The organism is Isoptericola sp. NPDC056605, assembly GCF_042792795.1.
Lineage (GTDB): Bacteria > Actinomycetota > Actinomycetes > Actinomycetales > Cellulomonadaceae > Isoptericola.
On record NZ_JBHTVT010000001.1, the window covers coordinates 345,510 to 364,158 of the forward strand.

Genomic DNA, 18,649 nt, shown 5'->3' on the forward strand with positions numbered 1-18,649 from the left:
TCGACCGCGGTTCGTCCCGTGCCGCGCGGCGGGTCAGCGACCTGTGTCGTACGGCACCAGCTCGAACACCGGGTGCCGGCCCGCCTCGGCGACGAGCTCCTCCACCGCGGAGTCGACGGTCGCCGTGAAGTACGGCCGCGTGGGCCGGGACCGGCGCAGATACTGCCGCAGCACCGGGCCGGCCTCCTGGGCCGACGCCGCCCGGACCACGAACACGTGCCGGGAGAGGCCGCGCCGCACCAGCACCCGCGGGTCGGCGCGGACGTTGTGCACCCACGACACGACGCCGTACGGGGCCACCAGCCAGCGTCGCCCGTCGAGCGTGACGAGGGTCGCGGGGTTGGTGCGGGGCAGCCCGGAACGCCGGCCCCGGGTGGTCAGCAGGGACGTGTCCGGCACCACCCCGAGCCGGACGAACACGCTGATCACCGCGTCGCCGACGTCGCGGGCGCGACTGCGCCGGAACGTGCGCGGCTCCTGCGGGCCGCCCTCGTGAGGACCGTCGGTCACGCCGGGCTCCCTCCCCCGAACTCCTGCGCCCGCAACCAGGCGAGGTGCGAGTGCACCAGCGGCAGCACGGACGCCCCCTCGCCGCTGGCCGAGGCGACGCGCTTCATCGAGCCGGCCCGCACGTCGCCCACGGCGAACACGCCGCGCAGCGTCGTCTCCAGGCTCGCGGGCGGTCGGCCGTCCACCCAGCGCTCCTGCGGCACGTCGCGGCCGGTGAGGACGAAGCCGTGGTCGTCGAGCGCGACGCCACCCGGCAGCCACGAGCAGTCGGGCTCGGCCCCGAGCAGGCAGAACAGGCCGTCGGCGTGCGTCTTGGAGCGCTCGCCCGTGTCCAGGTCCTGGGTGAACAGCCACTGCAGGCGGCCGTCCCCGCCGCCGTCGACCACCGCCGTGCGCGGCAGCACGGCGACGTTCGGCGTCACGGCGATCTCGCGGACCAGGTAGTCCGACATCGTCTCGGCGATGCTTCCGCGCCGCACCAGGACCGTCACCGACCCGGCGAACTTCGCCAGGTGCACGGCGGCCTGGCCCGCGGAGTTGCCGCCGCCCACCACGACGACGTCCCGGTCCGTCATCTCGCGCGCCATCGAGCTCGCGGCGCCGTAGTGCACGCCCGCACCGACGAGGTCGTCGACCCCGGGCACGCCGAGGCGGCGGTAGGAGACGCCGGTGGCGATGACGACCGTGCGGGCGCACAGCTGCGCGCCGTCCACGTGCACGTGGTGGTGCTCCGGCTCGTCCGCGGGGCCGGGCTCGATCCGCGCCACGGCGCGGCCCGTGTAGAAACGGGCGCCGAACCGCCCCGCCTGGATGCGCGAGCGCAACGCCAGGCGCATCCCGGAGATGCCGCGCGGGAAGCCGAGGTAGTTGCGGATCATCGAGCTCGACCCGGCCTGCCCGCCGATCGCGTCGCGCTCCAGCACCACGGTCGACAGGCCCTCGGACGCCGCGTACACCGCGGCCGCCAGCCCCGCGGGCCCCGCGCCGACCACGGCCACGTCCGCGATCTCGCCCGGCGGGATGGAGTCGTAGCCGCCGTACATCGCCTCCGCGACGGCGGACGCCGTCGCCCCCGACAGCACCCGGCCGGCGAACGTGCGGACCACGGGCAGGACGGCGCCCGGACCGGCCTCCGCGAGGATCTCGCGCGCCGCGGCGTCGTCCGGCCCGAGCACACGGTTCGGGACGCCGAGCCGCTCGAGCAGGTCGCGGACGGCGGCCGCGTCGCGATCGCCGGGGGCCGCGACGATCTCGGTGGACGTCACGGTGGGCCGGTCCACCGACCATCCCCACTCCGACAGCAGCTCCACCAGCGCCGTGTGGAACTCCTCGTCGCGCGCGCCGCGCGGGATGCCGACGAACGTGTCCATGTCGCGGCGCAGCAGCGCGGCCCGCATCTCGTCGAGCGCGCCGGAGAACTCGTCGCCCGGGATCAGCGCCACCCGCCGCGCCGTGGACACGACGGCCGGCACCTGGTGCAGCAGCTCGATGCCGGCGGCGTCGGGGAGCCGACGCTCCGCCGCGATCATCGCGACCGGTTCCCGCGCGGACACGAGGTCGCGCAGCCGGTCCATGGCGGCGTCGGCGGTGCGCACGAGCTCGACGCGGTAGTCGCGGTCGTAGCGGGCCCGGAACTCCTCCTCCACCTGCGGCGCGTGGGCGTCGGCGACGAGCAGGATCACGGGGCTGCCGACGGCAGGTTCGGACATGCGGTCAGCGTAGGGCCGTGCGCCGCGTCGCGCGGCACGCAGGCGCCGTCGCTACTGTCGACGGATGCGAGCTGACGCCGAGGCACGTCGCGCGGAGCCGCTGCCCGTCCGGCGGTCCGGTGTGCTCGTCGTCCACCTCCCGTTCCTGGCGACGGCCGCCCTCGCGACGGTCGGGCTCACCGTCTACGACCGCTCCACCGTGACCGAGGGCTGGTACGTCGCCGGCGTGGTGGTCCTGGTCGTGGCGCTGGCGGCGACGCTCCTCGTCCCGTGGCACCGACTCGGCCGTCGGGCCGAGATCGCGGTGCCGCTGCTGGACCTGACGGCCACCGCCCTGCTCGTCTCCGCCGACGCGCCCGTGTCCCTCCTGGCCGTCTTCCCCGTGCTGTGGCTCGCCCAGCGGCAGGGCCGGGTCGGCGTCGGGCTCGCCGTCGCGGGGGCGTTCGCCGTCACCTGGTTGCCCACCGTCGCGACGGGCACGGTCACGACGTCGAGCCAGCTCGCCAGGGTCGCGCTCGTGCCCGTGGTCCTCTCCGCCGTCGCCCTGTCCGTGGGCGCCATCCAGCGCCGGTCCGACGCCCGCAACCTCCTGCTGCGACGCCAGGGCGCGCAGCTGCGTCGGGCCGCCGCGGAGCTCGGCGCCGAGCGGCGCCTGCTGGAGGCCGTGGTGGGCACCGCGGGGGTGGGCATCCTCCTGCTCGACGCCGACGGCCGCATCGTGCTCGTGAACCGCCTGGCCGTCGACGCCACGGACGGCATGCTCCGTCCCGGCCTCCACGTCCAGGACCTGCCCGACCTGCGGCCCACCGCGCTGGACGGCACCTGGTCCGCGGCCGGGCCGGTCGAGCGCGCCGTGTCCGGCGACTCGCTGACCGGCGACGTGGCCTGGTGGCCGCTGCCCACCGGACGCCGAGCGCTGCGCACGTCCGTCGTGCAGCTGGCACGGGCCGACCCGGGCACCGGCGGACGGCTCGCCGTCGTCACGTTCGAGGACCTCACCGAGCAGGTCAGCGCGCTCGAGCTCAAGGAGGACTTCGTCGCCGCCGCGTCGCACGAGCTGCGGACGCCGCTGACCTCGATCGTCGGCCATCTCGAGCTCGCCGCGGACGTCCCGGGGGCGCTCCCGGAGGTCGTGCGCCACGTCGACGTGGCGGCACGCAACGCCGACCGGCTCCTCGCTCTCGTGAACGGTCTGCTGACGGCCGCCGCGACGCGCGGCGGTGAGCTGGACCCAGCACGCGAGGAGGTGGACCTCGCCGCCGTGGTCGACGAGGCCGTCACCACCATCGGTCCCCTCGCCGCGAGCGCCGGCCTGCGGGTGGTGGTGCACCGCGGCCCTGCGGGCGGCGCGCGCGTGCGGGGCGACGCGGCGATGCTGCGCCAGGTGGTGGACAACGTGCTGTCGAACGCCGTGAAGTACTCCGACGCGGGCGGCGCCGTGTCGGCCGCGGTCGACGACGACGGGGCGACCGTCGTCCTCGAGGTCCGGGACGAGGGCGTCGGCATCGCACCCGACGACGTCGAACGCGTCTTCGCCCGCTTCTACCGCGCGCCCGCCGTGCGGCAGGGCACCCGACACGGCACCGGCCTCGGCCTGCACATCTGCCGTCAGGTGGTCGAGGCGCACGGCGGGACGATCGGCCTGACGAGCGAGCCCGGGGTCGGCACGACGGTCGCGGTCCGGCTCCCGGCCGCCACGGGCCGCCCGACCGGCACGGCGGGAGGCGCGGGATGAGCGGGCTGGACGAGACGACCCTGCTGGTGGTCACGCCGGTGGTCCTGCTGGTGGTGTCCACGCTCTACGTCGTGGGCGTGGTCCGGCGGACGCGCACCGACGTCGTCGACCGGTGCTGGACCCTCACCTTCCTCGCCGCGATCGTCACGACCTTCGCCTACCTGGCGGGCGGTGCGTCCTCCGCCACCTGGTGGGCCACCGGCCTCGGCAACGGCGCCTTCGTCCTGTCCCTCGGCGCGATCTGGGCGGGGGCGCGTGCCCGGGCGGGCCGCCGCTCGCTGCTCTGGGTCGTCGCGACGTCGGCCGTCGTCGTCGCGCTCGCCGCCCTCGTCGACGGGCCGGACGGGGGCGCGTGGGCGGGCGGCATCGCCTACCTGCTCGGGGTGGCGGCGTGGTCGATGCTCGCCGCGGTCGAGCTCCTCGGCCGTGCCGGTCCCGCGGCACGCCGGGCGCCGGAGGCCGCGGCGCTGGGGTTCACCTGCGCCGTCGCGAGCGCGTTCTACGCGGCCCGGGCGGTGGTGTTCGCGGCGGGGAGCCCCACGTCCCCCACCTTCGAGCGCTGGTTCCCGACCACGACCACCACGCTCGTCAACCTCGTCCTCGTCCTCGTGGGCGCGTTCGCGATGATGGCGCTCCGCACCCGCGAGACCACCGTGGCGGCGGCCGTCCGCTTCGACCCGGTGCTCGGCACGCGGACGCTGGCGCACCTCGGCCGGACCGTCACCGACCCGGGGGGCAGGCCGGCGGTCACACCGGTGCGCGTGGTGGTCCTGCGCTGCCGGGACGGCGCCGCCGTCCGGGACGCGTTCGGCCCCGAGGGGCGTGAGCAGGCGTGGGCGCACCTGGCGGACGTCGTGCTGAGGCTGCTCCCCGCCGGGGGCGCGGCCGGGTCGGACCGGGCCGCGCGTGACGAGGTGCTGGTGGTGCTCCCCGACGGCGTCGACGACGCCGGCTGGGTGTCGGACGTCCGTCGCGAGCTGCTCGACCGCCCGGTCGAGCTCGACGGCGACACGATCGTCCTGGAGGTCGCCGAGGGCCGGGCGGCGGGCGGCGCGGACGCGCTCGCGGAGCTGGTGCGCACGGCCCGCGCGGACCTCGTCGCGCGATCCTGAGCCGATCCTGAGGATTCCTTGCGGCGACCCCGACGGTCCACGCGGGTTCGGTCCGGAGGATGGCGGTCGTTGAATCTCGAACGACCTCGATCCCGGAACACGACGGAGCCCGCCATGACCGCCACCCTCACCGAGCCCGGCACGTCGCCCGTGCTCGATCTGCCCCTCGCGCTCGGCACCGAGCTCGACCGGTACGAGTTCACGCCGTCCGAGCTCGTCGTCGCCGAGGCCCCGCGGCGGGCCACCATCGGCGCGGTCGTCCCCGCGTACAACGAGGGGGCCACGATCAAGGCCGTCCTCAAGGGGCTGCTCCGCCAGACGCGCCTGCCCGACGTGATCCACGTCGTCGTGAACAACACGACGGACAAGACGTTCCGGAAGGCGTCCCGGCTGGCCGGCGAGCACACGGTCGTGCGGCGGGGCCGCGAGCAGACGACCCGCGTCTACGTGCACGACATGGGGCAGGTGCCCGACAAGAAGGTCGGCGCCCTCAACTACGGCTACCGACTCGTGCGCGGCGCCGACTACCTGCTCGGCGTGGACGGCGACACCATCCTGGCGAAGACCGCCCTCGAGCAGCTCGAGGCCGAGATGGAGGCGGACCCGCGCATCGGCGGCATCTCCGCGATCTACACGGTCGACACCACCCCCCGGGGCCCCTTCGCCCGCTTCCTGCTCACCGGTCAGCGCGCGCAGTTCGCGGCCTTCACCATGCAGAACCTGCTGCGCGGCCGGAACATGGCCGTCCTCGGCGGGCAGGCCTCGCTGTTCCGCATGTCGGCGCTCGAGGACGTCATGCTGGCCCACCACCAGCGCGCGCCCTGGGTGAGCGACTCGGAGGTCGAGGACTCGCTGCTGAGCCTGCAGATCAAGTCGCTCGGGTACTCCACGAAGATCAGCGCCACGGCCCGTGCCGTGGTGGGTGGCATGACCACCCTGCGGGCGCTCGACGGCCAGCAGGTCAAGTGGAACTACGGCGCGATCGACCTCATGTGGCCCGGACAGCGCGGCGACACGCGCGGCCAGCCGTTCCACCCGAACCTGCGGCTGCGCTGGACGGAGAACATCGGCATGGTCGTCAACGCCGCCACGCGCCTGCTGTTCGGCCTGCTCCTCGCCGGCGCGCTGAGCATCGGCGCCTTCGAGTTCTCCCCCGTCTGGCTGGTGCCGCCGGTCGTCGCCGTCGCGCTCAACGTGCGCATCGCGCTGACCATGCGCGACCGCACGTGGCGCGACGTCCTGTTCGCCGCCACGCTCGTGCCCGCCGAGCTGTACATGTGGATCCGCATCGGGCACTTCGTCCGCGCCTGGTCGAAGTTCCTGTCGAGGTCCCGCACGGACAACTGGGCGGCGCAGGCCAAGGCCGAGCGCGGCGCCGGCTGGGCGTACCTCACCCCGCTCGTCGTCGCGGCCGTCGCGCTCGCCGGTGTCGTGTGGGCGTGGACGCTCCTCCCGACGGCGGCGCAGTCCGCCGCGCTCGCGGTCGGCTGGCCGGTCCTCGGCGTGATCACCGTGCTGCAGACGGTGGTCATGGTGCGCCGGCTGCTGCGCCGCCACCACGGGCTGCGGGCGTGAGCGCGCCCGTACCCCCCGACCCCTCGGAGGCCGCCGCCCTCGACGCCGCCTGGTCCTCCCTCGCCGACGAGCTGGACGGCGACCGTGCCGCCGTGGCCCGGTTCGCGGCGTCGTGGGTCGGGCTCCTGGCGGGGCGGGTCGGCGCGCTGGACCGGGCCCTGCGCCGCGGCGACCACGAGGCGGTCCGGGACGCCCTGCTCTCCTTCGGCTGCACCTCGACCATGCTGGGCGTCGAGGGCCTCGCGGGCGCGGCCGACCGAGCCCTGGAGGCGCTGGCACACGACGGTGTGCCGGGCGCGCGTCGCCACCTGGACGACGTGTCCGCACAGTCGCGGTCCGCGACGCTGCTCGTCGTGTCGACCCTCGCTCAGGGACGGTGGTCGAACCGGTAGCCGACGCCACGCACGGTGCGGATCCACCGTGGTGCGGCCGGGTCGTCGCCGAGCTTGCGGCGCAGGTTGGCGAGGTGGACCTCGACGCTGCGCCGGTCGGCGTCCGTCACCGGGGTCCCGACGTCGTACGCGTCGCCCCACAGGACACGCACGAGCGCGTCCTTGGCGAGCACCCGGCCCGGGGCGCCGGCGAGCGCGGCCAGGAGGTCGAACTCGCTGCGCGTGAGGGGGACCTCCGCACCGTCGACGTCGACGACGCGCCCCGGGACGTCGACGACGAGGCCGCCCGCGACGACCGTCGCGGCGTCGTGCCCGAGGTCGGGTCCCGGCACCACCGGCGGCGTCGCGGCCGGAGGCTCGGCACGACGAGGGCGGCGGAGCATCGCCTCGATCCGCGCCCGCAGCTCGCGCGGGCGGAACGGCTTGGTCTGATAGTCGTCGGCGCCGGCGTCCAGGCCCATGAGGGCGTCGATCTCGTCGGTGCGCGCCGTCAGCATGACCACGTAGGTGTCCGAGACGGCCCGGATGCGCCGGCAGACCTCGAAGCCGTCGATGTCGGGCAGGCTCACGTCGAGCGTCGTGACCAGCGGGTCGACCTGGTGGACCAGCTCCACGCCCGGACGGCCGGCGGCGGCCGTGTACGTGGCGAACCCGGCCTGGGTGAGCACCGCGTCGAGCAGCTCGCGGATGTCCGGATCGTCCTCCACGATGACGGCCGTGCGTTCGCGGGCGTCGTCGGAACCGCTCGGGAGCGGAGTGCCTGCGGGCATGTCGACACGCTAGCCGGTTGCCCGGAGCGCAGCGCGCCGGACGTCACCGTCGTCCGGAGGTCTCCCTAGACTCGCAGTCGCGGCGTACGCCGCCCCACGGCGACACCCGACGAGAGGGACGCGACATGACGACCACGTGCGAGCACCTCGACCAGATCGCCCCCGTCCCGCCCGAGACCACCGGCGAGTGCCCCGAGTGCGTGGCCGCCGGCGGCACGTGGGTGCACCTGCGGGCCTGCCTGGAGTGCGGGCACGTGGGCTGCTGCGACTCGTCGCCGTCGAAGCACGCGACGGCGCACTTCCACGCCAGCGCGCACCCCGTGATGCGGTCCCTCGAGCCCGGAGAGTACTGGGGCTACTGCTTCCCGGAGGAGCTCCTCATCTCGGGGCGGGACATGCCCGCGACGGCGTGACCCGGTTCCGCCGATCTGACACCGGGGTGTGAACGACCCCACTCGCCGGAGGCTTACGCGACCATCGGGCAACTGTTTAGGGTTGCCTTGCCTTAGTCGCTGCCGGGTTCTCGCCCGGCCCGTCCACCAGGAGCCCCCGTGCGCACCCGGTCCCGTCTCGCTCCCTCCCTCGCCGTCGCCGCGCTGGCTCTCGGTCTCGCCGCCTGCTCGCCCGCCGACGCCGACACCCCCGGGAACGCGCCCGACGCCTCCGCCTCCGGTGCCGCCACCGACGTCGCGGCACCGGAGAACCTGCCCGACGGCTGGACCTTCGCCGCCGGGTCGGACGTGCCGTCGGTCGAGGCCGAGCCCGCGCTGCCCGTCGACGTGGTCGACGGCACCGGCACGGAGGTCACCGTGACCGACGCGAGCAGGATCATCGTGGGCGGCGACGACGTCGCGGAGATCCTGGGCGGCCTGGGCCTCGCCGACCTCGTGTACGCGGCCCCGACCAACAGCGCGTCCGAGATCTCCCTCGACGCGCCCGAGCAGTACGAGTTCAGCCAGGAGACCGGCACGGAGGGCCTGCTCTCGGTGGGCGGCACGCTGTTCATCGGCAACAACACCGCCCGCCACGGCGACGTCGCGGCCCAGTTCCGCAAGGCCGGGGTCGACGCCGTCGTCGTCGACGACCAGCAGAGCACCGGCGACAAGATCCGCGCCGTCGCGTCCTACCTCGGCGTCGACGAGGCGGGCGAGGAGCTCGCCGCGGACGTCGACGCGCAGCTCTCCGAGGCGTCCGAGACCGCGTCCGGGCTCGGCGACCTGCGCGTGCTCCAGGTGACGTCGTCCGGCGCGGGCGGCGCGAACGCCGTCGTCGGCACGGGCACCGCCGGGGCCGACGTCGCCGAGGCGCTCGGCGTGACCAGCGTGGGCGTCGAGGCGAAGCTGCGCGGCTTCTCGCGCGACTACAGCGACGAGGGCCTGCTGGGCACCGACCCCGACGTCATCCTGCTGGGCACCGCCGACCTCGAGGAGTGGGGCGGGCTCGAGGGCTTCGCCGCCGCCTTCCCGACCCTGCTCGACACCCCCGCCGGCCAGGCGAACCGCGTGATCGTCATGCCGGACGACCAGATCAAGGTGAGCGGCCCCGCCTCCGGCGCCGGCGCCCTCGCCCTCGCGCAGGCGCTCGCCGAGACGGCGGAGTGAGCCTCCGCACCGGGTCCGTCCGCCGCGCACCGCTCGCCGCCGGCGTGGCGGTCGGAGGCGTGCTGCTGCTCGCCGCCGTCGTGCTGTCGATCGGCATCGGCCCGATCGGGCTCGCGCCCCGCGACGTGGTCGCCGTCGTCGCCCACGAGCTGTTCGGCGCGGGCGACGGCGGCGAGCGCCTCGCCACGACCGTCGTCATGGACCTGCGCATGCCGCGCGTGCTCTTCGGCGCGCTGGCCGGTGCGGCGCTGGCGGCGTCGGGCGCGGCGCTGCAGAGCCTGTTCAACAACCCGCTCGCCGACCCGGGCGTCATCGGCGTGAGCGGCGGCGCGTCCGCCGGGGCGGTGCTCGCGATCGTCGCGCTGCCCGCGGCGGGCGGCTCCGCGTGGGCGGTGCCCGCGGCGGCGTTCGCCGGCGGCCTGCTCGCCACCGGCCTCATCTATGCGCTCGCCCGGCCCGGCCGCGGCACCGGCACGTCCCGGCTGCTGCTGGTGGGCATCGCGGTCGGCGCCGCGTGCGCGTCGATCACCGGCTTCTGCACCTTCATGGCCGACGACGACCAGCTCCGCGACATCGTCTTCTGGCAGATGGGCTCGCTCGCCTCCGTGGACTGGACGGAGCTCGCGATCGGGGCCGTGGTGGTGGCCGCCGGCGTCGCGGTGCTGGTCGCCATGCACCGCCGCCTCGACATGCTGACCCTCGGCGAGCGGCAGGCCCGGCACCTGGGGCTCGACGTGACGCGGGCGCGGGCGGTGCTGGTCGTCGTGACCGCGCTGCTCACCGCCGTCACCGTGGCGTTCGCGGGGATCATCGGGTTCGTCGGGCTGGTCGTGCCGCACATCGTGCGGATGGCGTTCGGGCCCGCGCACCGCGCGCTGATCCCGATGTCCGCGCTGGTGGGCGGCCTGCTCATCGTGCTCGCCGACACCGCCGCGCGGACCGTCGCGCCGCCGTCGGAGGTGCCGATCGGGCTGTTCACGTCCGCCCTCGGCGCGCCGTTCTTCCTGTGGCTCGTGCTGCGCGAGCGGCCGGGGGCCGGGGCATGAGCGCACCGGTCGTCCAGGCGCCCGTCGTCCAGGCGCCCGTCGTCCAGGCACAGGGCGTGGGGTTCCGCGTCGGGGAGCACACCCTGCTCGACGACGTGTCCCTGGAGCTGCACGGCGGCAGCGTCGTGGCGCTCGTCGGGCCCAACGGTGCGGGCAAGTCCACGATGCTCGGCCTCGTGTCCGGCGACCGGGCGCCGACGTCGGGCCGGCTGCTCGTCGCGGGCCGCGCGCCGCAGGACTGGCGGGCCGCGGACCTCGCCCGGGAGCGGTCGGTCATGGTGCAGCAGCACGACGTGCGGTTCTCGTTCAGCGTCCGCGAGATCGTCGCGATGGGCCGCATCCCGCACCGCGCGTCCGACCGTGACGAGCCCGTGGTCGACGCCGCCCTGGCCGATGCCGACCTGGAGCCGCTGGCCGGCCGCGACGCCACGACGCTGTCGGGCGGCGAGCTGGCGCGCACCGTCTTCGCGCGCGTGCTGGCGCAGGAGACGCCGCTGGTGCTGCTCGACGAGCCGACCGCGGCCCTCGACCTGCGCCACCAGGAGGCGGTGATGCGCACGTCGCGTCGGCTCGCCGACGCAGGCGCGTGCGTCGTCGTCGTCCTGCACGACCTCACCCTCGCCGCCCGGTACGCCGACCGCGTCGCCGTGTTCCACGGCGGCCGCCTGGTAGCGGACGGCGACCCGCGCGCCGTGATCACCGAGGAGCGCGTCGCCGAGGTGTACGGGCAGAAGGTGTGCGTGCTCGACCACCCGGTGTCCGGGCTGCCGCTGGTGGTGCCGGTGTGACGGGCTGGGACGGCTGGACGCCGCTCCCCCGGCCCGGCGCGCGGACGACGGTCGAGGTGCTCCGCGCGCCGGAGCCGCCGCTGCCCGCCCCGCCGGACCGCCGCAGCCCGGACGTCGTGCTGCGCCCGGGCGGGCGCGCGCACGTGACGTTCCGGCTGCACGCCCCCGGGGCGCAGGCCGTGGCGCTGGCCGCGAGCGGCTGGTGGCAGCCGCAGCGCCCCGAGGCCTGCGACCTCTCGCCGCGGCCGGACGGCTGGTGGCAGGGCACGTTCGACGTCCCGGACGACTGGGAGGCGAGCTACCGCTTCCTGGTGCACGACGGCGGCCACGACGGACGCCAGGAGCCCGGCTGGTGGACCCACGGCCTGCGCGACCCGGGCGCCCCGGGCCGCGCCGACCCGCTGAACCCGCACGGTCACGGCGCGGGCCGCGGCCTGGCGAGCTCGGCCCTGTGGCTGCCGGGCACGGGCGAGCGGCCCTGGCTGGCCGGGTTCGGCGACACCTCCGCCGTCCCGCGGCGACTGCCCACCAGCGACGACGAGCCGCGCGCCTGGTGGTGGGCGCCCGAGCGGCCCGTCGGCGACCCGCTGCCGCTGCTCGTGCTGCTCGACGGCGAGGCGCACGCGGAGCGGCTCGGCACCGCGCGCGTGCTCGCGGACGCCGTCGCCTCCGGGGTGCTGCCGCCCGTCGCCGTCGTCCTGGTCGCGTCCGGCCCCGACCGGGCGGGGGTGCTGGGCGTGCCCGGCGGCGTCGCCCGCTGGGTGGGCGAGGTGCTGGTGCCGCGGGTGCGGCGCGAGCGCCTGGGCGGGCGCCGGGTGGACGCCGACCCGCGCCGGACCGTCGTCGCCGGCTCCAGCTTCGGCGGGCTGTCCGCGCTGTTCGCCGTGGCCCGCTTCCCCGAGGCCCTCGGGGCCGCCGTCGCGCAGTCGCCGTCGCTGTGGCGCTACCCGGCCGGGGCGCTCGTGGAGCCCCTGGCGCGCGTCGCGCCGCGGGTGCGACTGCGCCTGCAGGCGGGCCGGTACGAGGGGCCCGCCGCGTCCGAGGAGCTGGCCCGCGCGCTGGTGCTGCGCGGGGCGGACGTGTCGTCCCAGGTCGTGACCGGCGGCCACGACTGGGCGTGGTGGGTGCCGCGCACCGTGGAGGCCGTGGCCGACCTGCTGGCCTGAAACCCCCGGCCCGGCGGCGCCGTTGACACCCGCTGACAACCTCTCTAACTTTGGTATACCGCGTTCAGCGGAAGAAGTCTTCCATTTCATGAAAGTCACCGCTCGGCCCACGTTTCTCGACGAGGAGAACACGCACCATGGCGACGACAGCACCCCGGGGCGAGGCCCCGACCGCCTCGATCCCGGACCAGATCGAGAACACCTACCAGCGGATCGGCGTGACCGCCGCGCACCGGCAGATCGTGGTGATGATCCTGCTCGGCGTCTTCTTCGACGCGCTCGAGCAGAACGCGGTGGGCATCACCGGCCCCGTGCTGCAGGAGAGCTGGGGGCTCGGCGGCGCCGAGATCGGCTTCCTCAACACGATGACGTTCACGGCGACGGCGCTGGGACGCATCGCGACCGGCCTCATCGTCGACCGGTTCGGCCGCCGCAACATGCTGACGATCAACCTGATCGTCTTCGCGCTCGGCTCGCTGCTCTGCGCGCTGGCGCCGAGCTACGCCGTGCTCGCGATCGGCCGGTTCATCGTCGGCTTCGGGCTCGGCGGCGAGATCGCCGTGGCCGTCATCATGATGGCCGAGTTCTTCTCCGCCCGGCACCGCGGCACCGCCGTCGGGCTCATCAACGTCACCGCCGGCGGCCTCGGCAACATGCTCGCCCCCGCGTTCGGCGTGCTCGTCTTCACCGTCTTCGACGGCCCCGACAAGTGGCGCTGGGTGTTCGGCCTGCTCTTCCTGCCGGCCCTGCTGGTGCTGTGGTTCCGCCGCTACGTGCCCGAGACGCCCCGCTACCTCGCCGCCACCGGTCGGCTGCGGGAGGCCAACGAGGTGCTCACCCGCATGGCCCGCGGCCGGCTCGCGGGGCGCGTCGAGACCGAGGAGTTCCTCGTCGAGCCCGCCGTGCAGGCCGCCGCCCTCGCCCCGACGTCGCGCGGCGCCTGGCGGCTGGTGTTCCGTGCCCCGTACCGCCGGCGCACGGTGCTGCTGGTCGTCGCCGTCGCCATGTCGTACGCGGCGCAGATCTCGATGCTCACCCTCATGCCGACCGTCCTGGTCGCCACCGGCTACGCGCTCAACCAGAGCCTGTGGTTCACGCTCCTCATGCAGAGCGGGTCGCTGCTCGGCGCCGCCACCGCGGCGTTCCTCGCCAGGCGCCTCGCGCGCAAGAAGGTGCTCACGGCGGCCGCCGTCATCGGCTGCGGCTCCGGGCTCGCCATCGCGCTGCTCGGGGAGGACATCGTCTTCGTGCTGCTGTTCGGCGTCGCGTTCAACTTCGCGATCATCGTGCTCAACACGACGATCTGGCTGTTCGCCCCCGAGCTCTACCCGACGCGCGTGCGCGGTTTCGGCACGTCGATCATCCTCGCGGCCGGCTCGCTGTCGGGCGGGCTGTTCCCGCTGGTCAGCGGCGCCGTCTTCGACCGGTACGGCATCGTCGGGATGTTCGGCGTGCTCGCCGCGCTGTTCGTGGTGCTCGCCGTCGTGGTCCAGTTCCCGCCGGAGACCTTCGGCAAGCCCATGGAAGAGGAGGAGACCGCCGATGCCGACGTCGACGTCGACCACAAGACCCCGTGACCGCCGCCCGCTCGTGGCGCTCGTCAACCCGAACACCAACCGGCGCACCACGACGATGATGGCCGACCTCGCCCGGGCGGAGCTCGCGGCGGTCGGGGCCGACGTCGTCGAGGTCACGGCGGCGCACGGCCCCGCCATGATCGTCGAGCCCGACGCGCTCGTCGCGGCCGAGGCCGCCGTGCTCGACGCGGTACGCGAGGTGGTCGCGCGCGACCGGCCCGACGCCGTCGTCGTCGCCGCGATCGGAGACCCGGGTCGCGCCGCGCTCGCGGCCGAGCTCGACGTCCCCGTGGTGGGCATCGGGCAGGCGTCGGTGCTCGCCGCCGCGGCGGGCGGGCGCCGCTTCGGCATGGTGACGACGACGGACCGGCTGGCCGGCGCGCTCGGCGACCTCGTCGCCGCGCACGGCTGCTCCGCAGGGTTCACCGGCGTGGAGCTCACCCGCGACGGTCCGCTCGAGCTCGCCGCCGACCCCGAGGAGCAGTACCGCCAGCTCCTCGACGCGGTCCGGGCGGCCGAGCGTCGCGGGGCGGAGGCGGTGATCGTGGCCGGCGGGCCGCTCAGCGAGACCGCGCGACGCCTGCGCGAGACCGTCGCCGTCACGATCGTCGAGCCCGTCCCCGCCGCGTGCGGCCTCCTCCGGGGCCTGGATGCGGTATTGTGAAGACATTCACAAGCATCCGTACCGGGGGCGAGGGAGACCATGAAGGCCTGGCAGTTCACCACCACGCACGAGCCGCTCGAGCTGCGGGAGATCGCCGAGCCCACCCCCGGTCCCGGTGAGGTGGTCCTCGACGTCCGCGTCGCCGGGCTGTGCCACTCCGACGTCGGCGTGCTCGACGACGAGACCTGGCTCGCGATCATCCCGAACCGCCCGATCACGATGGGCCACGAGATCGCGGGCGTCGTGTCCGCGGTCGGCGAGGGCGTCACGGACTGGGCCGTCGGGGACCGTGTCGGCGTCTGCCCGACCGGCGACTCGGGCGTCTCCCCCGGCTACGGCCGCGACGGCGGCTTCGCCCCGAAGCACCGCGTCGCCGCGGGCGACCTGGTCCGCATGCCCGACGACCTATCCTTCGGGCTCGCCGCCCTCGGCACCGACGCCGGCATGACCGCCTACCACGCGATCACGACGATCGGCGCCCTGGAGGCCGGCCAGAAGGTCGGCGTGATCGGGCTGGGCGGGCTCGGCCAGATCGGCGCCCAGGTGGCCGTCGTCCGCGGCGCGGAGCTGCACGTCGCGGAGCCCAACGAGGCCCTGTGGGAGCAGGCCCGGGCGATCGGCGCGGAGGGCGTCGTCAAGGACGCCGCCGAGTGGGCGGGCCAGGACTTCGACCTCGTCGTCGACTACGCGGGCTTCGGCACCACGACGACGAACGCGGTCAAGGCGATCCGCCGGGACGGCACCGTGGTCCTGGTCGGCATGGCCCGGCTCCAGTTCACGCTCGACACCATGGACGTCATCCTCAAGCAGGCGCGGGTGCTCGGCTCGAACGGCGGCACCAAGGCCGACGTCGCCGAGGTCTACGAGCTGCTCGCGTCGGGAGCCGTCGTGCCCCAGGTCACGACGATCGCCTTCGAGGAGATCCCCGCGTACCTCGACAAGCTCCGAGCCCACGAGGTCACCGGGCGCGTCGTCGCCGAGGTGACGACCGACTGACTCATGGGCTCGCCGGGACCACGAGGTCCCGCGTGAGGGCCGCGACGTCGCGCGCGCCGGTGAGCGCCATCGTGAGGTCCAGCTCGGCGAGCACGTTGCGGATCACCTCCTCGACCCCGGCCTGCCCGGCCACCGCGTACCCGTAGAGGTACGGCCGCCCGAGCAGGACGGCGTCGGCCCCCAGGGCGAGGGCGACCAGCACGTCCGCCCCGGTCCGCACCCCGCTGTCGAGCAGCACGGTGGGGCCGGGCCCGACGGCGTCGCGCACGGCGACGAGCGCGTCGAGCGACGCGACGGCGTTGTCCACCTGGCGGCCGCCGTGGTTGGACACGACGATCCCGTCGACGCCGAGGTCGAACGCCCGGCGCGCGTCGTCCGGGTGCAGGATCCCCTTGAGCACGACCGGCAGCCGGGTGCGGTCGCGCAGCGTGGCCAGGTGCTCCCACGACAGGCCGGGGTTGGAGTACACGTCGAGGAACGTCTCGACGGCGGCGCGCGGCTCGGGCGAGCGCAGGTTGTCGCGGAACCGCCCGGGGTAGGCGCGCGTCATGGCGAGCAGCGAGCGCACCGCGCCGGCGGTGACCTGCACCGCCTCGCGCGTCCCGGACGCCGCCGCCCGGGCGACGCGCTCGCGCACCAGCTCGGTGAAGCGCGGGTCGCTCGTGTACTGGGCGATGCCGAGGCCGCGCGCGAACGGCAGCGAGCCGAGGTCGAGGTCCTGGGGGCGCCAGCCGAGCACGGTCGTGTCGAGCGTGACGACGAGCGCGCCGGCGCCCGCCGCCTCGGCCCGCGCGATCAACGAGTCGACGAGGTCCTCGTCGGTGCTCCAGTAGAGCTGGAACCAGCGCGCCGCGTCGCCCATCTCTGCCGCGCACGCCTCCATGGGGTGGCAGGCCTGGTTGGACAGCACGTACGGGACGCCGGTCGCGGCGGCCGCGCGCGCGACGGCGAGGTCGGCGTCGGCGCCCAGCAGCGCCGCCGCCCCCACCGGAGCGAGCAGCAGGGGGCTCGCGTGCCGGGTGCCGAACAGCTCGACCGACGCGTCCCGCTCCACGGCCCCGGCGGCCATGCGCGGCACGATCGCCCACCGGTCGAACGCCTCCCGGTTGCGCCGCATCGCGCGTCCCTCGCCCGCGCCGCCCGCCACGTACGCCCAGGCCCGCGCGCCGGAGGCCCGGCGGGCGGCCCGCTCCAGGGCCGCGGAGCTCGTCGGGACGCAGGGGCGCCGGCCCAGCACCCCCGCACGGTAGATCGCGGACTGCCGGGCCAGCCCCGCCCCGGGTGCGCTCATCCCACCGGACGCACGCGCAGGATCTCGGTCCGCGCGATCGCGCGGTCGCGCACGTCGAGCCGCGCCTCGCGGTCGGGGTCCGCCATGAAGTCCGCGAGCGCCTCCTCGTCGGGCATCTCGATGAGCTGCACCTCGGTCGGCTGGACGGCGCCGTGCGCGGCGTCGTCCGTGTGCGCCACGTTGGTCACGCGGTGCAGCACCCGCCCACCGTGCCGCGGCACGAGCGCCAGCACCTGGGTCTCGTAGTCCGCCAGCGCCTGGGCCTCGCCGTCGGCTGCCCACAGCAGCACGCACAGGGTGATCGCCATCGTCCACCTTCTCTCTCGCGGTCGTCCGGACGATCCTGTCAGGCCAGCGGCACTCCCCGGCGCACGGCGCGCGCGAGCCGCGGCGGGACCTGCACCACGCCGTCGGACGTGGTGACGGGCACGAGGGCCGTCGGTGCGGCCTTCCAGTGGGCCCGCCTGCTGCGGGTGCGCGAGCGGGAGGTCTTGCGCTTGGGGACGGCCACGGCCGCTCCTCTCGTCGGTCTCGGTGGTCTCGGGGGGAACCCCCGGTTCAGCCCTGGCGGGCCTTGAACCGGGGGTTCTGCTTGTTGATGACGAACGTCCTGCCGCGGCGGCGGACGACCTTGGCGCCCGGCAGCCGCTTCAGCGACCGCAGCGAGGCGCGGACCTTCATCGGGCGCCCTGCCCGTAGCGGCGGCGGAACTTCTCGACGCGGCCCGCGGTGTCGACGACGCGCGCGGCCCCCGTCCAGAACGGGTGGCTGGCGCTCGAGATCTCGACGTCGACCACCGGGTAGGTGTTCCCGTCCTCCCACTCGATCGTGCGGGTGGGGCGGCCGGGCCCGGAGGCGGCGTCCCCCGCCAGCGTGGAGCGCGTGAGGAACGCGGTGCCCGCGCTGGTGTCGCGGAAGACGACGGGGCCGTAGGTGGGGTGGATGCTCTGCTTCATGGTGGTGTCTCCTCTACCAGTTGGACTTGGTGACGCCGGGCAGCTCGCCCCGCAGCGCCAGCTCGCGCAGGCGGATGCGGGACAGGCCGAAGCGGCGCAGGTAGCCGCGGGGGCGGCCGTCGACGACGTCGCGGTGGCGCAGGCGGGTGCGGCTCGCGTCGCGGGGCTGACGCTGCAGCTCCATGACGGCCGTGGCCCGCTCCTCCGCCGTGGACGACGGCGACGCGACGACGCGCTTCAGGTCGGCCCGCCGGGCGGCGTACCGCTCGACGACGTCGCGGCGCCGCGCGTCGGCGGCGATCTTCGACGTCTTGGCCATCAGCGCTCCTCGCGGAAGTCGACGTGCCGGCGCACGACCGGGTCGTACTTGCGCAGCACGACACGGTCGGGGTCGTTGCGACGGTTCTTGCGGGTGACGTACGTGAAGCCCGTGCCCGCCGTCGAGCGGAGCTTGACGACCGGGCGCAGGTCGGTGCGGGTTGCCATCAGACCTTCTCTCCTCGTGCCTGGATCCTGGCGACCACGACGTCGATGCCGTCGCGGTCGATGGTCTTGATGCCCCGGGCGCTCACCCGCAGCGTGACGGTGCGGCCGAGCGAGGGCACCCAGTAGCGCTTCTTCTGGACGTTGGGGTCCCACCGGCGCTTGGTCCGCACGTGCGAGTGCGAGATCGCGTGGCCGAACCCCGGCACGGTGCCGAGCACCTGGCAGCGGGCGGACATCGATGCCTCCTTCATGAGAACGGTTCTCATCAGGGCGCT

General features: G+C 75.1%; 23 protein-coding genes. 12 read left to right on the top strand and 11 right to left on the bottom strand.

The genetic code is table 11. The features are described 5' to 3' along the window. Window positions 1–33: 33 nt before the first annotated feature. Window positions 34–510 carry a nitroreductase family deazaflavin-dependent oxidoreductase gene (locus tag ACFQ8Y_RS01500; protein WP_430584375.1) on the bottom strand — a complete coding sequence of 159 codons (477 nt, stop codon included), beginning with the start codon at window positions 508–510 and terminating at the stop codon, window positions 34–36. Continuing rightward, the gene (locus ACFQ8Y_RS01505; RefSeq protein WP_430584376.1) at window positions 507–2,219 is read right to left on the bottom strand and encodes an FAD-dependent oxidoreductase; all 1,713 of its coding nucleotides are present in this window, start codon (window positions 2,217–2,219) and stop codon (window positions 507–509) included. Before ACFQ8Y_RS01505 ends, ACFQ8Y_RS01500 begins: the two co-directional genes overlap by 4 nt. 64 nt (window positions 2,220–2,283) lie before the next feature. Between ACFQ8Y_RS01505 and ACFQ8Y_RS01510 the strand changes: the two genes are divergently transcribed. The 4 genes from ACFQ8Y_RS01510 to ACFQ8Y_RS01525 all read left to right on the top strand — a co-directional run bounded on the left by ACFQ8Y_RS01510 (window position 2,284) and on the right by ACFQ8Y_RS01525 (window position 7,033). Continuing rightward, window positions 2,284–3,954: a sensor histidine kinase gene (locus ACFQ8Y_RS01510; RefSeq protein WP_430584377.1), complete on the top strand. Its 1,671-nt coding sequence runs from the start codon at window positions 2,284–2,286 to the stop codon at window positions 3,952–3,954. Further along, entirely contained in the window at window positions 3,951–5,066 is a 1,116-nt protein-coding gene (locus ACFQ8Y_RS01515; RefSeq protein ID WP_430584378.1) for a hypothetical protein, read from the top strand. Before ACFQ8Y_RS01510 ends, ACFQ8Y_RS01515 begins: the two co-directional genes overlap by 4 nt. 114 nt (window positions 5,067–5,180) lie before the next feature. Further along, a complete protein-coding gene (locus ACFQ8Y_RS01520; protein ID WP_430584379.1) occupies window positions 5,181–6,641 on the top strand; it encodes a glycosyltransferase family 2 protein in 1,461 nt (486 codons plus the stop codon). Continuing rightward, window positions 6,638–7,033 (top strand): hypothetical protein, encoded by a 396-nt coding sequence (locus ACFQ8Y_RS01525; protein ID WP_430584380.1) that lies wholly within the window; start codon window positions 6,638–6,640, stop codon window positions 7,031–7,033. The genes ACFQ8Y_RS01520 and ACFQ8Y_RS01525 overlap by 4 nt, the downstream gene beginning before the upstream one ends. On the opposite strand, the gene ACFQ8Y_RS01530 is transcribed toward ACFQ8Y_RS01525, so the two are convergent. Continuing rightward, on the bottom strand, window positions 7,009–7,803 hold the full coding sequence (locus ACFQ8Y_RS01530; RefSeq protein ID WP_430549281.1) for a response regulator: 795 nt from the start codon (window positions 7,801–7,803) through the stop codon (window positions 7,009–7,011). The genes ACFQ8Y_RS01525 and ACFQ8Y_RS01530 overlap by 25 nt on opposite strands. A 125-nt stretch (window positions 7,804–7,928) precedes the next feature. Here ACFQ8Y_RS01530 and ACFQ8Y_RS01535 point away from each other — a divergent pair, with 125 nt between their 5' ends. The 8 genes from ACFQ8Y_RS01535 (at window position 7,929) to ACFQ8Y_RS01570 (ending at window position 15,641) form a co-directional block, all read left to right on the top strand. Then, window positions 7,929–8,216, top strand: coding sequence for a UBP-type zinc finger domain-containing protein (locus ACFQ8Y_RS01535; RefSeq protein ID WP_430549282.1), 288 nt, complete (start codon window positions 7,929–7,931; stop codon window positions 8,214–8,216). 138 nt (window positions 8,217–8,354) lie between these two features. Next, a complete protein-coding gene (locus tag ACFQ8Y_RS01540) occupies window positions 8,355–9,404 on the top strand; it encodes an ABC transporter substrate-binding protein (RefSeq protein ID WP_430584381.1) in 1,050 nt (349 codons plus the stop codon). Then, window positions 9,401–10,450, top strand: a complete 1,050-nt coding sequence (locus tag ACFQ8Y_RS01545) for a FecCD family ABC transporter permease (protein WP_430584382.1) — start codon at window positions 9,401–9,403, stop codon at window positions 10,448–10,450. The genes ACFQ8Y_RS01540 and ACFQ8Y_RS01545 overlap by 4 nt, the downstream gene beginning before the upstream one ends. Next, window positions 10,447–11,238 carry a heme ABC transporter ATP-binding protein gene (locus ACFQ8Y_RS01550; RefSeq protein ID WP_430584383.1) on the top strand — a complete coding sequence of 264 codons (792 nt, stop codon included), beginning with the start codon at window positions 10,447–10,449 and terminating at the stop codon, window positions 11,236–11,238. Before ACFQ8Y_RS01545 ends, ACFQ8Y_RS01550 begins: the two co-directional genes overlap by 4 nt. Further along, a complete protein-coding gene (locus ACFQ8Y_RS01555) occupies window positions 11,235–12,404 on the top strand; it encodes an alpha/beta hydrolase-fold protein (protein WP_430584384.1) in 1,170 nt (389 codons plus the stop codon). Before ACFQ8Y_RS01550 ends, ACFQ8Y_RS01555 begins: the two co-directional genes overlap by 4 nt. Before the next feature lie 137 nt (window positions 12,405–12,541). Then, window positions 12,542–13,981 carry an MFS transporter gene (locus ACFQ8Y_RS01560; RefSeq protein ID WP_430584385.1) on the top strand — a complete coding sequence of 480 codons (1,440 nt, stop codon included), beginning with the start codon at window positions 12,542–12,544 and terminating at the stop codon, window positions 13,979–13,981. Beyond that, window positions 13,947–14,645 carry an aspartate/glutamate racemase family protein gene (locus tag ACFQ8Y_RS01565; RefSeq protein WP_430562178.1) on the top strand — a complete coding sequence of 233 codons (699 nt, stop codon included), beginning with the start codon at window positions 13,947–13,949 and terminating at the stop codon, window positions 14,643–14,645. The genes ACFQ8Y_RS01560 and ACFQ8Y_RS01565 overlap by 35 nt, the downstream gene beginning before the upstream one ends. Window positions 14,646–14,684: 39 nt before the next feature. Then, window positions 14,685–15,641 (top strand): zinc-binding dehydrogenase, encoded by a 957-nt coding sequence (locus tag ACFQ8Y_RS01570; protein WP_430549289.1) that lies wholly within the window; start codon window positions 14,685–14,687, stop codon window positions 15,639–15,641. 1 nt (window position 15,642) lies between these two features. Here ACFQ8Y_RS01570 and ACFQ8Y_RS01575 read toward each other — a convergent pair whose 3' ends face one another. From ACFQ8Y_RS01575 to rpmB, 8 genes are read right to left on the bottom strand one after another with little or no spacing between them, the layout of a single operon-like run. Further along, a complete protein-coding gene (locus ACFQ8Y_RS01575) occupies window positions 15,643–16,932 on the bottom strand; it encodes an alpha-hydroxy-acid oxidizing protein (protein ID WP_430584386.1) in 1,290 nt (429 codons plus the stop codon). After that, on the bottom strand, window positions 16,929–17,240 hold the full coding sequence (locus tag ACFQ8Y_RS01580) for a DUF1330 domain-containing protein (RefSeq protein ID WP_430549291.1): 312 nt from the start codon (window positions 17,238–17,240) through the stop codon (window positions 16,929–16,931). Before ACFQ8Y_RS01580 ends, ACFQ8Y_RS01575 begins: the two co-directional genes overlap by 4 nt. 38 nt (window positions 17,241–17,278) lie before the next feature. Then, a complete protein-coding gene (gene rpmF, locus ACFQ8Y_RS01585; protein ID WP_430584387.1) occupies window positions 17,279–17,443 on the bottom strand; it encodes a 50S ribosomal protein L32 in 165 nt (54 codons plus the stop codon). Window positions 17,444–17,490: 47 nt separating this feature from the next. Beyond that, complete coding sequence (ykgO, locus tag ACFQ8Y_RS01590; RefSeq protein WP_079573901.1) at window positions 17,491–17,613, bottom strand: type B 50S ribosomal protein L36; 123 nt, start codon at window positions 17,611–17,613, stop codon at window positions 17,491–17,493. Further along, window positions 17,610–17,888, bottom strand: coding sequence for a type B 50S ribosomal protein L31 (locus tag ACFQ8Y_RS01595; RefSeq protein ID WP_429730811.1), 279 nt, complete (start codon window positions 17,886–17,888; stop codon window positions 17,610–17,612). The genes ykgO and ACFQ8Y_RS01595 overlap by 4 nt, the downstream gene beginning before the upstream one ends. 13 nt (window positions 17,889–17,901) lie before the next feature. Beyond that, on the bottom strand, window positions 17,902–18,207 hold the full coding sequence (gene rpsN, locus ACFQ8Y_RS01600) for a 30S ribosomal protein S14 (protein WP_430584388.1): 306 nt from the start codon (window positions 18,205–18,207) through the stop codon (window positions 17,902–17,904). Beyond that, window positions 18,207–18,374: a 50S ribosomal protein L33 gene (gene rpmG / locus ACFQ8Y_RS01605; RefSeq protein ID WP_430549294.1), complete on the bottom strand. Its 168-nt coding sequence runs from the start codon at window positions 18,372–18,374 to the stop codon at window positions 18,207–18,209. Before rpmG ends, rpsN begins: the two co-directional genes overlap by 1 nt. Continuing rightward, entirely contained in the window at window positions 18,374–18,610 is a 237-nt protein-coding gene (gene rpmB / locus ACFQ8Y_RS01610; RefSeq protein ID WP_429730821.1) for a 50S ribosomal protein L28, read from the bottom strand. Before rpmB ends, rpmG begins: the two co-directional genes overlap by 1 nt. Window positions 18,611–18,649 lie beyond the last annotated feature (39 nt).

Coding starts and splice junctions, on each gene's coding strand:
- ACFQ8Y_RS01505 (WP_430584376.1), bottom strand. CDS start 2,219: ATGTCCGAACCTGCCGTCGGCAGCCCCGTGATCCTGCTCGTCGCCGAC.
- ACFQ8Y_RS01510 (WP_430584377.1), top strand. CDS start 2,284: ATGCGAGCTGACGCCGAGGCACGTCGCGCGGAGCCGCTGCCCGTCCGG.
- ACFQ8Y_RS01515 (WP_430584378.1), top strand. CDS start 3,951: ATGAGCGGGCTGGACGAGACGACCCTGCTGGTGGTCACGCCGGTGGTC.
- ACFQ8Y_RS01520 (WP_430584379.1), top strand. CDS start 5,181: ATGACCGCCACCCTCACCGAGCCCGGCACGTCGCCCGTGCTCGATCTG.
- ACFQ8Y_RS01530 (WP_430549281.1), bottom strand. CDS start 7,803: ATGCCCGCAGGCACTCCGCTCCCGAGCGGTTCCGACGACGCCCGCGAA.
- ACFQ8Y_RS01535 (WP_430549282.1), top strand. CDS start 7,929: ATGACGACCACGTGCGAGCACCTCGACCAGATCGCCCCCGTCCCGCCC.
- ACFQ8Y_RS01550 (WP_430584383.1), top strand. CDS start 10,447: ATGAGCGCACCGGTCGTCCAGGCGCCCGTCGTCCAGGCGCCCGTCGTC.
- ACFQ8Y_RS01560 (WP_430584385.1), top strand. CDS start 12,542: ATGGCGACGACAGCACCCCGGGGCGAGGCCCCGACCGCCTCGATCCCG.
- ACFQ8Y_RS01565 (WP_430562178.1), top strand. CDS start 13,947: ATGCCGACGTCGACGTCGACCACAAGACCCCGTGACCGCCGCCCGCTC.
- ACFQ8Y_RS01570 (WP_430549289.1), top strand. CDS start 14,685: ATGAAGGCCTGGCAGTTCACCACCACGCACGAGCCGCTCGAGCTGCGG.
- ACFQ8Y_RS01575 (WP_430584386.1), bottom strand. CDS start 16,932: ATGAGCGCACCCGGGGCGGGGCTGGCCCGGCAGTCCGCGATCTACCGT.
- ACFQ8Y_RS01580 (WP_430549291.1), bottom strand. CDS start 17,240: ATGGCGATCACCCTGTGCGTGCTGCTGTGGGCAGCCGACGGCGAGGCC.
- ykgO (WP_079573901.1), bottom strand. CDS start 17,613: ATGAAGGTCCGCGCCTCGCTGCGGTCGCTGAAGCGGCTGCCGGGCGCC.
- ACFQ8Y_RS01595 (WP_429730811.1), bottom strand. CDS start 17,888: ATGAAGCAGAGCATCCACCCCACCTACGGCCCCGTCGTCTTCCGCGAC.
- rpsN (WP_430584388.1), bottom strand. CDS start 18,207: ATGGCCAAGACGTCGAAGATCGCCGCCGACGCGCGGCGCCGCGACGTC.
- rpmG (WP_430549294.1), bottom strand. CDS start 18,374: ATGGCAACCCGCACCGACCTGCGCCCGGTCGTCAAGCTCCGCTCGACG.
- rpmB (WP_429730821.1), bottom strand. CDS start 18,610: ATGTCCGCCCGCTGCCAGGTGCTCGGCACCGTGCCGGGGTTCGGCCAC.